This is a genomic window from Janthinobacterium sp. KBS0711 (assembly GCF_000988085.1).
GTDB classification, from domain to species: domain Bacteria; phylum Pseudomonadota; class Gammaproteobacteria; order Burkholderiales; family Burkholderiaceae_D; genus Janthinobacterium; species Janthinobacterium lividum_E.
Window position 1 is genome coordinate 50,053 of sequence record NZ_LBCO01000004.1, and the last position, 13,701, is coordinate 63,753.

The 13,701-nt window shown below is 63.7% G+C and carries 11 protein-coding genes; all 11 read left to right on the forward strand.

The genetic code is table 11. From position 1 onward, the window contains the following. The first annotated feature begins 44 nt into the window (after positions 1-44). The 11 genes from VM94_RS00800 (at position 45) to ccoG (ending at position 13,650) form a co-directional block, all read left to right on the forward strand. On the forward strand, positions 45-2,126 hold the full coding sequence (locus VM94_RS00800; RefSeq protein ID WP_235432793.1) for an EAL domain-containing protein: 2,082 nt from the start codon (positions 45-47) through the stop codon (positions 2,124-2,126). Between the two features lie 195 nt (positions 2,127-2,321). Beyond that, positions 2,322-3,989: a methyl-accepting chemotaxis protein gene (locus VM94_RS00805; protein ID WP_046681770.1), complete on the forward strand. Its 1,668-nt coding sequence runs from the start codon at positions 2,322-2,324 to the stop codon at positions 3,987-3,989. A 26-nt stretch (positions 3,990-4,015) separates the two neighbouring features. Further along, positions 4,016-5,464, forward strand: a complete 1,449-nt coding sequence (gene hemN, locus VM94_RS00810) for an oxygen-independent coproporphyrinogen III oxidase (RefSeq protein WP_046681771.1) — start codon at positions 4,016-4,018, stop codon at positions 5,462-5,464. 9 nt (positions 5,465-5,473) lie between these two features. Then, positions 5,474-6,241: a sulfite exporter TauE/SafE family protein gene (locus tag VM94_RS00815; protein WP_046681772.1), complete on the forward strand. Its 768-nt coding sequence runs from the start codon at positions 5,474-5,476 to the stop codon at positions 6,239-6,241. 10 nt (positions 6,242-6,251) lie between these two features. Then, positions 6,252-8,681, forward strand: coding sequence for a heavy metal translocating P-type ATPase (locus tag VM94_RS00820; protein WP_046681773.1), 2,430 nt, complete (start codon positions 6,252-6,254; stop codon positions 8,679-8,681). 2 nt (positions 8,682-8,683) lie between these two features. Then, complete coding sequence (ccoS, locus tag VM94_RS00825; protein WP_046681774.1) at positions 8,684-8,860, forward strand: cbb3-type cytochrome oxidase assembly protein CcoS; 177 nt, start codon at positions 8,684-8,686, stop codon at positions 8,858-8,860. A gap of 227 nt (positions 8,861-9,087) precedes the next feature. Next, positions 9,088-10,515 carry a cytochrome-c oxidase, cbb3-type subunit I gene (gene ccoN / locus VM94_RS00830; protein WP_046681775.1) on the forward strand — a complete coding sequence of 476 codons (1,428 nt, stop codon included), beginning with the start codon at positions 9,088-9,090 and terminating at the stop codon, positions 10,513-10,515. A 15-nt stretch (positions 10,516-10,530) separates the two neighbouring features. Then, a complete protein-coding gene (gene ccoO, locus VM94_RS00835; protein WP_046681776.1) occupies positions 10,531-11,145 on the forward strand; it encodes a cytochrome-c oxidase, cbb3-type subunit II in 615 nt (204 codons plus the stop codon). Between the two features lies 1 nt (position 11,146). After that, a complete protein-coding gene (locus VM94_RS00840) occupies positions 11,147-11,350 on the forward strand; it encodes a cbb3-type cytochrome oxidase subunit 3 (RefSeq protein ID WP_046681777.1) in 204 nt (67 codons plus the stop codon). Beyond that, positions 11,343-12,263 carry a cytochrome-c oxidase, cbb3-type subunit III gene (ccoP, locus tag VM94_RS00845; protein ID WP_046681778.1) on the forward strand — a complete coding sequence of 307 codons (921 nt, stop codon included), beginning with the start codon at positions 11,343-11,345 and terminating at the stop codon, positions 12,261-12,263. The genes VM94_RS00840 and ccoP overlap by 8 nt, the downstream gene beginning before the upstream one ends. Before the next feature lie 4 nt (positions 12,264-12,267). After that, positions 12,268-13,650 carry a cytochrome c oxidase accessory protein CcoG gene (gene ccoG / locus VM94_RS00850; protein ID WP_138828954.1) on the forward strand — a complete coding sequence of 461 codons (1,383 nt, stop codon included), beginning with the start codon at positions 12,268-12,270 and terminating at the stop codon, positions 13,648-13,650. Positions 13,651-13,701 lie beyond the last annotated feature (51 nt).

Sequence of the window (13,701 nt, forward strand, 5' to 3'; positions counted from 1 at the left end):
CATGTCGGGAGGGGATGATGGGCGACCAGCAGAAACGTTTGCAGATGGCACTGGAGGCGGCGCACATGGCCATCTGGGATTCGCGCATCGTCGATGGCCAGGTCATCGACGGCACGGTCAGCTGGTCGGCCAAGGGCGCTACCTTGCTGGGCCTGGAAGAACGCCCCCTGACGCAGCCGTTCCGCGCCTTTCTCGACTGCGTGCACCCCGGCGACCGCGAGAAGGTGCTGAGCGTGCTGGAGGACGGCGTACGCCGCTGCGAAGGCTATGCCCTGCAATACCGCGTCGTCTGGCCCGACGCCAGCGAACACTGGCTAGCAGCCAAGGCGCAAATTTTCATGGATGCCGACGGGCATCCCGAACGCACCCTGGGCATCATCTGGGATATCACCGAGCACATGGAGCGCGAACTTCTGATCGCCGAAAGCAAGGAACTGGCCGAAGTGACGCTCAGCTCCATCGGCGATGGCGTCATCACCACCGATCCTCAGGGCAAGACGCGCTACCTGAACCGGGTGGCCGAGCAATTGACGGGCTGGAGCAACGAGCTGGCGCAGGGCCTGGACATCTGGGAAACCCTCAAGCTCGTCGATGAACACACGGGCGAAGCGCTCGAACACGTGGCCATCAAGTGCTTGCGCCAGCGCCAGGCCATCGGCATTTCCACGCATGCGCAGCTGGTCACGCGCGAAGGGCGGCATATCGCCGTGGAAGACTCGGCCGCACCGATCTGGTCGCGCGATGGCGAGATCCTCGGTGCCGTCGTCGTGTTTCGCGACGTCAGCCACGAACGCAAGCTGAGCCAGCAGCTGTCGTGGCAAGCCACGCACGACGCCCTGACGGGCCTGATCAACCGGCGCGAATTCGAACACCTGGTGGCCGGCGCCCTGCACACGGCCAAGCAGGACGGCCACACGCATGCGCTGCTGTACCTGGACCTGGACCAGTTCAAGGTCATCAACGACACCTGCGGCCACGGTGCCGGCGACGTGCTGCTGCAGCTGCTGGCCAAGATGCTACAGGGCCGCATGCGCGACAGCGACATCCTGGCGCGCCTGGGCGGCGACGAACTGGGCGTGCTGCTGCCCCACTGTCCGCTCGACCACGCGCGCCAGATCGGCGAACAGCTGCGCCAGTCGATCCGCGAATTCCGCTTCGCCTGGGATAACCGCAGCTTCGAGCTGGGCGTGAGCATCGGCATCGTGGAAATCAACCAGGACAGCAAATCCATGAGCGAGCTGCTGAGCGCCGCCGACCAGGCTTGCTACCTGGCCAAGGAGCAGGGCCGCAACCGCATCCATGTCTACCAGGAATCGGACGTCATGCTGGCGCAGCGGCATGGCGAAATGCTGTGGATTTCGCGCCTGAACGAAGCGTTCGCCCACGATTATTTCCGCCTGTACGCCATGCCCATCGTGCACCTGCACGACAGCGAAGAACACCACGACGAAGTGCTGATCCGCATCCGCAACAGCAAGGGCGACCTGATACTGCCCGGCGCCTTCATCCCCGCCGCCGAACGCTACGACATGATGCTGCCCATCGACCGCTGGGTCATCCGCGCCGTCTGCGCGCATATCGAAAGCGTGCGCGACAGCCTGCCGCCGCTCGAAGCGCTGGCCGAAAGCCGGCGCCGCGCACCGGCCCTGTATTCCGTCAACCTGTCGGGCATGTCGCTGGCCGACACGGGCTTGCACGACTACATCACCGAACAGTTCGTGCAATTCGCGATTGCGCCCGAACAGATCTGCTTTGAAATCACGGAAACGGCCGTCATCGCCAACCTGCCCAAGGCGCAAATATTCATGCGCCAGCTCAAGGCCATGGGCTGCCGCTTCTCGCTCGACGACTTCGGCAGCGGCTTTTCCTCGTTCGGCTACCTGAAGGCCCTGCCCGTCGACTATCTGAAGATCGACGGCGTCTTCGTGCGCGACATCGCCACCAATGCCATCAACCGCGCCATGGTCAAGGCCATCAATGAAGTGGGCCACGTGATGGGCTTGCAAACGGTGGCCGAATATGTGGAAGACGAAGAAACCCTGGCCGTCATCCGCGAGCTGGGCATCGACTACGCGCAAGGCTACGCCGTGGGCAGCCTGCGCCCCCTGACGGCGGGCGTGGATTAGCCGCCGCCGGCAAGCAGTACCTTTCAAACAATGCCGCATTGCTATCGCTAAATGCGTACAAGCACGACCAATCTGGAGGATTTTGATCTACATCAATAAATTTGCGCAGGCGACTCCTTACACTGATCTCCATTCTTGCAATCGTGCAAGTCTTACTTACCAATTGCTCATTTAACCGATCAGGAAGCCGCGACCATGCGACAAAATTTGCCAGTGACTAACCGTGAAGTCCTCGTCTTGGACGATCAGGCCATCGTGTCGAAAACGGATATGAACGGCAATATCGTGTATGTGAATCCGTACTTCAGCCAGGTCAGCGGCTTCAGCGAGGCAGAGCTGCTCGGTTCGCCCCAGAATATCGTGCGCCACCCGGACATGCCGGCCGAAGCGTTTGCCGACCTGTGGGCCTCGATCCAGGCGGGTACGCCATGGACGGGCCTGGTCAAGAACCGCTGCAAGAACGGCGATTTCTACTGGGTGCGCGCCAACGTCACGCCCATCCGCGAAGCGGGCAAGACCATCGGCTACATGTCGGTGCGCGTGAAAGCCGACAAGGACCAGGTCAAGGCGGCCGAGGAAGCCTACGCGGCCATCCGCAACAAGGAAGGCGGCAACATCGTCATCAAGCACGGGCAGATCGTGCGTCCGGGCCTGGCGCACCTGCTGCACAACCTGACGCACATGTCGCTCAACCTGCGCATCTGGGCCGCCACCTCCATCGTCAACTGCCTGCAGTTGCTGGTGTGCGTCATCAGCCTGTTCGCCAGCGGCGGCAAGATCACCAATTACGCCATCTTCGGCGCCACCCTGTTCGGTTTCCTGATCAACGTCTTCCTCTGGTACACCTTGCGCATGTCCGTGCTCAAGCCGCTGGGCAAGGCCCTGAACGGCGCGCGGGCGATTGCCGCCGGCGACCTGTCGGGCAGTTTCGAAACGGACAGCACGGATGAAATGGGCCAGCTGCTGCGCGCGCTGCAACAGATGAACAGCAACCTGATCGCCACCATCCGCGATGTGCGCATCAACGTGGAAACCATGGCCGTGGCCACCAAGCAAATCGCCGTCGGCAATATGGACTTGTCGGGCCGCACGGAATCGCAGGCGGCCAGCCTGGAAGAGACGGCCTCGAGCATCGAAGAATTCTCGTCGACGGTGAAACAGAACGCGGACAACTCCGTGCAAGCCAACGAACTGGCCGTGGCCGCCTCGAAAGTGGCCGTGCAGGGCGGCGAGATCGTGGCCGAAGTGATCACCACCATGGACGAGATCAACACTTCGTCGAAGAAGATCGTCGACATCATCGCGCTGATCGAAGGCATCGCCTTCCAGACCAATATCCTGGCCCTGAACGCGGCCGTGGAAGCGGCCCGTGCCGGCGAGCAGGGCCGGGGCTTCGCCGTGGTGGCGGGCGAAGTGCGCAACCTGGCGCAGCGCTCGTCCGTGGCGGCCAAGGACATCAAGCAACTGATCGAAATTTCCGTCGGCAAGGTGGGCGCCGGCATGCTGCAGGTGAACCGCGCGGGCGCCACCATGGAGCAAGTGGTCGGCTCAGTCAAGCAGGTGACGGCCATCATGCAGGAAATTTCCATCGCCTCGCGCGAACAGAGCATCGGCGTCGACCAGGTCAACCAGGCCATCGCCCACATGGACCAGGTGACGCAGCAGAACGCGGCCCTGGTGGAAGAAGCCGCCGCGGCCGCCACGCGCCTGGCGGAAGAGGCAGCCAGCCTGTCGCAAGCCGTGAGCCTGTTCAATTTCGGCAAGATGCCGCCACCGCGCCGCGTCGCCATGCCTGGCGGCAAATCGGGCGCTGCGGGCGCCGCGAACGCCGGCAAACCTGCCATGAAACGCCTGGCCGCCTAAACCTTTCAAGACATAAAAAACACATCATGCCTACACTACTCAGCAGTGCTTCCGCCGAACTCGATGCGGTCGTCGAATTCGACCCGGTCATCATCGGCAAGATGAGCCAGTCCGGCCCCCGCTACACGTCGTATCCGACCGCCGACCGTTTTCACGCCGACTTTGGCTATGGCAATTTCCTCGAAGCGCTGGCCGCGCTGCGCATGCGCGGCGGCCGCCGTCCCCTGTCGCTGTACGTGCACGTGCCGTTCTGCGACACCCTGTGCTACTACTGCGCCTGCAACAAGATCATCACGAAAGACCGCAGCAAGGCCGCCACCTACCTCAGCTACCTGAAACAGGAAATCGCCATGCAGGGCAAGCTGTTTGCCGGCATGAACCAGATCGAGCAACTACATTTCGGCGGCGGCACGCCCACCTACCTGAGCGAAAAGCAGATGGACGAACTGATGGCGCACCTGCGCCAGCATTTCGAATTCGCTTCCGATGAGGACGGCGAATATTCGATCGAGATCGACCCGCGCACCGTGTCGCGCGAACGCGTGTTTTCCCTGCGCGCGCAAGGCTTTAATCGCATCAGCCTGGGCGTGCAGGATTTCGACGCGGACGTGCAAAAAGCCGTCAACCGCATCCAGCCGGAGGCGGAAACGGTGGCCATCATGCAGGCGGCGCGCGACGCCGGCTTCCGCTCGATCAGCATCGACCTGATCTACGGCCTGCCCAAGCAAAGCCTGGAAACGATGACGGAAACCTTGCGCAAGGTGATTTCCGCGAGCCCCGACCGCATCGCCCTGTACCACTACGCGCACATGCCGCATTTGTTCAAGCCGCAGCGCCGCATCCTCGACGCCGACATGCCCGACAGCGCCACCAAGCTGGCCATGCTGGGCCTGTGCATCGCGCGCCTGACGGCCGCCGGCTATGTCTACATCGGCATGGACCATTTCGCCAAGCCCACGGACGACCTGGCCGTGGCGCAGCGCCAGGGCCGCTTGCACCGCAATTTCCAGGGATACTCGACGCGCGCGGAAGCGGACCTGATCGCCTGCGGCGTGTCGGCCATCAGTTCCGTCGGCGCCGTCTACAGCCAGAATGAAAAGACGCTCGACGCCTACTACGAAAAGCTCGACGAAGGCGTGCTGCCGATCGCGCGCGGCATCAAGCTCGATACCGATGATTTATTGCGCCGTATCATCATCCAGATGCTGATGTGCAACTTCGAATTGTCGATCGCCACCATCGAGCAAGCCCACCCCGTGAAATTCCGCAGCTACTTCGCCGCCGAGCTGGAAAAGCTGCGCGAACTGGCGCGTGACGGCTTGCTCGTCATCGAGGAAGACTGGCTGACGGTGACGCCGAAAGGGCGCTTGCTGATCCGCAATATCTGCATGGTCTTCGACCGCTACCTGACCCTGGCGCGCGCGAACGCCACGCCGGATGCGCCGCAGCCGCTGCGCTACTCGAAAACGGTGTAATACCGCCCGATGAACGCCCTCAGCCTCGTGCCCATGTTCATGGTCGGCCTGGCCGGCAGCGTGCACTGCATCGGCATGTGCGGCGGCATCGTGGGCGCCCTGTCGATCAGCGGCGGAGCGCCGGCACCAGCGCGTCCCGTGATCGCCATCGCCGTGGCGCGCCCGGCATTGCAGACAACCGTGCAGGCTAACGTCCTGCGCGTGCTGGCCTACAACGGCGGGCGCATAGGCAGCTACATGCTGGCTGGCGCCATGGCCGGCAGCCTGGCGGGCGCGGGCATGCTGCACCTGGCGTCCCTGCAAGTGGCCGGCTACTGGCTGGCCAACCTGATGCTGGTGGCTTTGGGCCTGTACCTGATGGACGCCTGGCGCGGCCTGGCTAGAGTCGAAGCGGCGGGCAACGTCGTCTGGCGTCGCGTGCGCCCCCTGTTGAAACCGCTGATGCCCATGGATACGCCGTTCAAGGCGCTGGCCGTGGGCGGCCTGTGGGGCTGGGTGCCGTGCGGCATGGTCTACAGCGCGCTGCTGACGGCCATGCTGCAAGGTTCGGCATTGCGCGGCGCGGCCGCCATGGCCGCCTTCGGCCTGGGCACCCTGCCCACCCTGCTGGGCATGGGCTTGCTGGGCACGCGCTTGCGCACGCAGATGCAGCGCCGCCCCGTGCGCATCGCCAGCGGCTTGCTGGTGCTGGGCTTTGGCTTGCTGGGCCTGCTGCGCGCCGCCAATGGCGTGTCGCTGGGCTGGCTCGACGCCCTGTGCGTCACGGGCCATCCATGAAAAGAATTGTATGAATGCTGTCTTAAAACCGTCCGCCTGCTTCCATTGCGGCTTGCCCGTGCCCAGCGGCTCGAACTGGAACGTCACCATCGACGACGTGCCGCGTGCCATGTGCTGCCCCGGCTGCGAAGCGGTGGCGCAAACCATCGTCGACATCGGCCAGAGCGCGTATTACCGCGACCGCGACGAATATGCCGTCAACGCGTTTGACGCCACCCTGATGCCGCCCGAGCTGCGCCTGTACAGCAATGACGACGCGCAATTCGCGCGCGACGCCAGCAGTTGCGAAGCAACGCTCTCCGTCGAGGGCATCCGCTGCGCCGCCTGCGTCTGGCTGATCGAACGTCAATTGACGCGCCTGCCCGGCGTGCAGGCGGCCAGCCTGAACGTCGCCACGGAGCGCCTGTACGTGCGCTGGAGCCGCGCGCAGTGCGAGCCGGGCGACATCCTGCAAGCCGTGCGGCAAGTGGGCTACACGGCCTATCCGTACGACGCCGTGCGCCATGGCGAGCGCCTGCAAAAAGCCAGCAAGACGCTGGGCCGCCAGCTGTTCGTGGCCGGCCTGTCGATGATGCAGGTGATGATGTACGTGGCGCCCGCCTACCTGGCGGCCGAAGATGGCACCCTGGACGACAATATGGCCAGCCTGATGCGCTGGGCCAGCCTGCTCTTGACCTTGCCCGCCATCTGCTATTCGGCCATGCCGTTTTTCCAGGGCGCCTGGGCCAGCCTGCGCGCGCGTACCCTGGGCATGGACGTGCCCGTGGCGCTGGGCATCCTGGCAGCCTTCTTCGGCAGCGTGGTGGCGACCTTTACGGGCCGCGGCGAGGTGTATTACGACTCGGCCACGATGTTCATCTTCCTGCTGCTGTGCAGCCGCTATTTCGAGCTGCAGGCGCGCCGCAAGGCCGCCTCGGCCCTCGAGCGCTTGCAGCACGCCTTGCCCGCCTCCGCGTCCCTGATGGCGGGCTTCCCGGACAGCCGCGCCGCCACCCTGGTGCCGGCCGGCAGCCTGGCCGTCGGTGACGTGATTCTCGTCAAACCGGGCGAGGCGATCGCCGCCGACAGCGTCATCATCGAGGGCACGAGCGCGCTCGATTTATCGCTGCTGACGGGCGAGAGCGCGGCGCAGCGGCGAAAAACGGGCGAGCGGGTGCCGGGCGGCGCGATCAACGCCAGCGCCGCGCTGATCTTGCGCGTGCTGAAACCGGCGCGCGACAGCACCTTGTCCGACCTGTTGAAACTGATCGAGCGGGCCGGCAGCGGCAAGCCGCAGATCGCGCAGTGGGCCGACAAGGTCGCTGCCTGGTTCGTGCTGGGCCTGCTGCTGTTTGCCGTCGCCGTGTTCGCCTTCTGGAGCTGGCACGACCCGTCGCAGGCGTGGCCCGTGGCCATTGCCGTGCTGGTCGTGTCCTGCCCCTGCGCGCTGTCCCTCGCCACGCCGACGGCGCTGGCGGCCGCCACCGACAGCCTGCTGCGGCGCGGCGTGCTGATCGTCCAGCCGCACGTGCTGGAAACCCTGCACCGCGCCACCCACATCGTCTTCGACAAGACGGGGACACTGACCTTGGGCCGGCCCGTGCTGAAACAGATCGAGGGCCTGGGCGGCATGACGGAAGACGACTGCCTGCAGGTGGCCGCCGTGCTGGAAGCGGGCAGCGCCCATCCGCTGGCGCAGGCGATCCTGGCAGCAGCGGGAGAAACGCCGCGCATGCATGCGGAACAATTACAGGAAGTGCAGGGCCAGGGCCTCGAAGGCGTCGTCGACGGCGTGCGCTACCGCCTGGGCAATGCGGCCTTTGTCGCCGCCATCGCGGGCCCGCCGCTGGGCGACACGGCCGTCGGCATGCAGGGCATGACGCCGCTGTACCTGGGCACGCAGGGCCGGTGGCTGACGCGTTTCCTGCTCAGCGACGCGCTGCGCCCGGAAGCGCGCGACGTGGTCGCGTATTTCCAGCGGCGCGGCAAGCAAGTCGTGCTGCTCAGTGGCGACCAGGAAGCGCTGACGCAAAGCGTGGCGACGGAACTGGGCATCAATACGGCATGCGGCGAGTGCCTGCCCGATGAAAAGCTCGATTTCGTGCAGCAATTGCAGGCGACGGGCGCCGTCGTGGCGATGGTCGGCGACGGCATCAACGACGCCGCCGTGCTGAGCGGTGCCGACGTGTCCTTCGCCATGGGCTCCGGCGCCGCGCTGGCACAGGCCCATGCGGACACGGTGCTGCTGTCGAGCCAATTGATGTCCGTGCTCGACACGGCAAAAACGGCCGCGCGCAGCATGCGCATCATCCGCGAAAACCTGGGCTGGGCCACGCTGTACAATCTGACGGCCATCCCGGCCGCCGCGCTGGGCTTCTTGAACCCCTGGCTGTCCGGCGTCGGCATGGCTGCCAGCTCGGCCGTCGTCATCGCCAACGCCCTGCGCCTGCGGAAAGCCTGAACATGGAAGCACTGTATCTCCTCATCCCCTTGAGCGTCGTGGTCGTCTTCATCGCCCTGTGGGTGTATTTCACGGCCTCGGACAGCGGCCAGTTCGACGACCTCGTCGGACCGGGCCTGCGCGTGCTGCAGGACGACGATACGACGGTCAAGCCGGCGCCCGGCGAACCGCATCCCTGACCTCACCTGCCCGGCCGGCGTCCCGCACGCCATGGCCGGCGCGTCTGCTCCCCCCCCTTTTTGCAGGGATCTTGTACGGCTTTTTTGACCGGAATATCACTTTATTTCGATGCCAGTTCGCTACGCTTATTTCATCCGGGGAATTTTGATCCACATCAAAGTTTTTTCGCGGTCAAACACTTACTCTCTGGCCACCATCATAAATAGTAATTCCAGGGAGAGTCTTTGTGGATCAATCGCTGAACTATAACTACAAGATCGTGAAGCAATTCGCGGTCGCTACTGTGGTATGGGGCATCATCGGCATGCTGGTTGGCGTTATCATCGCCGCTCAGCTGGCCTGGCCTGCCCTGAACCTCGACATACCTTGGCTGACATACGGACGTCTGCGTCCGCTGCACACGAATGCGGTGATTTTCGCCTTCGGCATCTGCGGCCTGTTCGCCACCTCGTACTACGTCGTGCAACGCACCTGCCAGGTGCGCCTGTTTTCCGACAAGCTGGCCGCCTTCACGTTCTGGGGCTGGCAAGCCGTGATCCTGTGCGCCGTCGTCAGCCTGCCCATGGGCCTGACCCGCGGCAAGGAATACGCGGAACTGGAATGGCCTATCGCCATCCTCATCGCCGTCGTCTGGATCGCCTACGCCATCGTCTTCTTCGGCACCCTGATCAAGCGCAAGGTCAAGCATATCTACGTGGCCAACTGGTTCTTCGGCGCCTACATCCTGGCCGTGACGATTTTGCACGTGGTCAATGGCGCCGTCATGCCGGCCTCGTTCACCAAGTCGTATTCCGCGTATGCGGGCGTGCAGGACGCCATGATCCAGTGGTGGTACGGCCATAACGCGGTGGGCTTCATCCTGACCGCCGGCTACCTGGGCATGGTCTACTACTTCATCCCGAAACAGGCCGAGCGCCCCGTGTACTCGTACCGTCTGTCGATCGTCCACTTCTGGGCGCTGATCTTCACCTACATGTGGGCGGGCCCGCATCACCTGCACTACACGGCCTTGCCTGACTGGACGCAATCGATCGGCATGGTCTTCTCGCTGGTCCTGCTGGCGCCAAGCTGGGGCGGCATGATCAACGGCATCATGACCCTGTCGGGCGCCTGGCACAAGCTGCGCACCGACCCGATCCTGAAATTCATGATCGTCTCGCTGTCGTTCTACGGCATCGCCACCTTCGAAGGTCCGATGATGTCGATCAAGACCATCAACTCGCTGTCGCACTACACCGACTGGACCGTGGCCCACGTGCATGCGGGCGCCCTGGGCTGGGTGGGCTTCATCACCATGGGTTCGATCTACTACCTGCTGCCGCGCCTGGCGGGCCGCACGCAGATGCACAGCACGCGCCTGGTCGACGTGCACTTCTGGGTGGCCACCATCGGCATCGTGCTGTACATCGCGGCCATGTGGATCGCCGGCGTGATGCAGGGCCTGATGTGGCGCGCGGTCAATCCGGACGGCACCCTGACCTACACCTTTGTCGAGAGCGTGAAAGCGACGTATCCGTACTACGTGGTGCGCGTGGCCGGTGGCCTGCTGTACCTGTCGGGTATGTGCATCATGGGCTACAACACCTGGATGACTCTGCGCGGCAGCAAACTCCCCGTCGCCCGCATTCCGGAACTGAACGCGGCGCACGCCTGATAGGAGCAAAAGCAAATGAAATTTTCACATGCATGGATTGAGAAAAACCCCTGGCTGCTGATCGCCCTGGTCACGGTGGTGATCAGCATCGGCGGCGCCGTCGAGATCGTCCCCCTGTTCTTCCAGAAGAGCACGACGGAGCCTGTCGCCGGCCTGAAGCCGTACTCGCCGCTGCGCCTGGCGGGCCGCGACATCTACGTGCGCGAAGGCTGCTACAACTGCCATTCGCAGATGGTGCGTCCGCTGCGCGCGGAAACGGAACGCTATGGCCACTATTCGGTCGCCGGCGAGTTCGTCTACGACCGTCCGTTCCAGTGGGGTTCCAAGCGCACGGGGCCGGACCTGGCCCGCGTGGGCGCCCGTTACAGCGACGAATGGCACCGCACGCACTTGAACAACCCGCGCGACGTGGTGCCCGAGTCGAACATGCCGGCCTACCCATGGCTGGCGAAGACCAAGCTGGTGCCTGACGACATCATGCCGAAGATGCGCGCCCTGAAACGCCTGGGCCAGCCGTACAGCGATGACGAGATCGCCGCCGGCCCCGCGCAGCTGCAGGACAAGACGGAAGAAGACGCCCTGGTCGCCTATCTGCAAGGCCTCGGTACATTAATCAAAACAAGGAATTAGCATGGCAATCGAAAACCTGTTTGACAGCGCCAGCAGCGTCATGACGGTGGTTTCCTTTACGACGTTCGTGGGCATCCTGTGGTGGACGTTCAGCCGCAGCAATGGCGACTTCGACGCGGCGGCGCGCCTGCCGTTCGCCGACGACGCGCTCGACTATCCGGCCGAGGCCGAGACGAACCTGGCGAAGGAGCGCAACCATGGCTGACTTTACCAACGGCTTCTGGAATATCTACATCGTCGTGCTGTCCCTGCTGGGCATCATCGGCTGCGGCGTGCTGCTGTACTCGCAGTCGAAAGTGAAAGTGGCCGCCGGCGCCCCCGCCGACGGCACCACGGGCCACGTCTGGGACGAGGACTTGAAGGAACTCAATACGCCGATGCCGCGCTGGTGGATGTGGCTGTTCTACATCACCATCGTCTTCGCGCTGGCCTACCTGTTCCTGTACCCGGGCCTGGGCACCTATGCCGGCAGCCTGGGCTGGAAATCGACGGGCCAGTACGAGGAAGAGCTGAAGAAGGCGGAAGCCGACTACGGTCCCCTGTTCAACAAGTACCTGAGCCAGGACTTGAAGACGGTGGCGGCCGATCCGCAGGCGCAAGCGATCGGCCAGCGCCTGTTCCTGACCTACTGCGCGCAATGCCACGGTTCGGATGCGCGCGGCAACAAGGGCTTTCCCAACCTGACGGACAAGGACTGGCTGTATGGCGGCGATCCCGACATCATCAAGACCACCATCATGCACGGCCGCAATGGGCAGATGCCGCCGATGGGCGCCGCGCTGGGTTCCGAAAAGGATGTCGAGAACGTGGCCCATTACGTGCTGAGCCTGTCCGGTTCCACGTCGGACCCCGTCAAGTCCGTGCTGGGCAAGGCCAAGTTCGGCGCCTGCATGGCCTGTCACGGCGCCGACGCGAAGGGCAACCAGATGCTCGGTGCGCCCAACCTGACGGACAAGATCTGGCTGTACGGCGGCAGCGCCGATACCATCATGGAAACCGTGCGCAAGGGTCGCAACAACACCATGCCGGCCTTCAGCGACTTCCTCGGCGAATCCAAGGTACACGTGCTGTCGGCGTATGTCTGGAGCCTGTCGAATCCCCAGACGCCCGTGAAATGATGTAATGGAACCTCAAGTCATCAAGATGTATGCGGCCCGCGAGCAAATCTACCCTCGCGAGGCCAAAGGACGCTACGCTACCTGGCGATGGGTATGCGTATGGCTTACCCAGCTCGCGTTCTACGGCTTGCCGTGGTTGACCTGGAATGGCAGGCAAGCCCTGCTGTTCGATTTGACCACGCGCAAGTTCTACATTTTCGGCGTCGTGCTGTGGCCCCAGGATTTCATCTACCTGGCGGCCCTGCTGATCATCTGTGCGTATCTGCTGTTCCTCGTCACGGCCATTGCCGGGCGGGTGTGGTGCGGGTTCTCTTGCCCGCAAACGGTGTACACGGAAATCTTCCTGTGGGTCGAACGCCGCATCGAGGGCACGCGCAGCGCGCGCATGGCCCTCGACAAGCAGGGCCCCTCCGTGCGCAAGGCCTTCAAGAAGACGGCCAAGCACCTGGTCTGGGGCGCCATCGCCCTGTGGACGGGCTTTACCTTTGTCGGCTACTTCACGCCGATCAAGGAACTGGCGCGCGAGGTGACCACCCTCAATTTCGGTCCCTGGGAATGGTTCTGGGTCTTGTTCTACAGCCTGGCAACCTACGGCAACGCGGGCTGGCTGCGCGAGCAGGTGTGCAAATACATGTGCCCCTACGCGCGCTTCCAGAGCGCCATGTTCGACCAGGACACCCTGATCATCACCTACGATGCCAAGCGCGGCGAACCACGCGGCGCGATGAGCAAGAAGGCCGGCAACAACGACAAGCTGGGCGACTGCATCGATTGCACCCTGTGCGTGCAGGTGTGTCCGACCGGCATCGATATCCGCAACGGCCTGCAGTATGAATGCATCGGCTGCGCCGCCTGCGTCGATGCCTGCAATACCGTGATGGACAAGGTCGAGCGGCCGCGTGGCCTGATACGCTACAGCACCGACCATGCGATGGAAAACAACTTCAATTCGAAGCAGATCCGCCAGCGCGCCATGCGCCCGCGCGTGCTGATCTACACGTCCATCCTGGCCCTGATCATCATCGCCGTGTGTACTTCGCTGGCCCTGCGCACGCCGCTGAAAATGGACGTGATCCGCGACCGCGGTTCGATGGGACGCGAAGTGGAAGACGGCATGATCGAAAACGTCTATCGTTTGCAGATCATGAACACCTCCGAGCAAACCCAGCATTTCAAAATCAGCGCATCCGGCTTGCCGGGCCTGACCTTGCTGACGCGCGAAGAAGTGACCTTGCAGCCGACGGAAACGCTGGGCTGGCCGATCCGCCTGCGCGTGCCGCACGGCGTCGGCGAGAAAGGGTCGAACAAGATTGCGATCGAATTGCACTCGTTGGACGACCCGTCGCTGCATGTGCGCGAAAGCGCGGTCTTCATCGTGCCGCGCTAATGCAGGAAGGCCGGTCCCCGCATGGGGGCTGGCCGTATACACAGAAACACA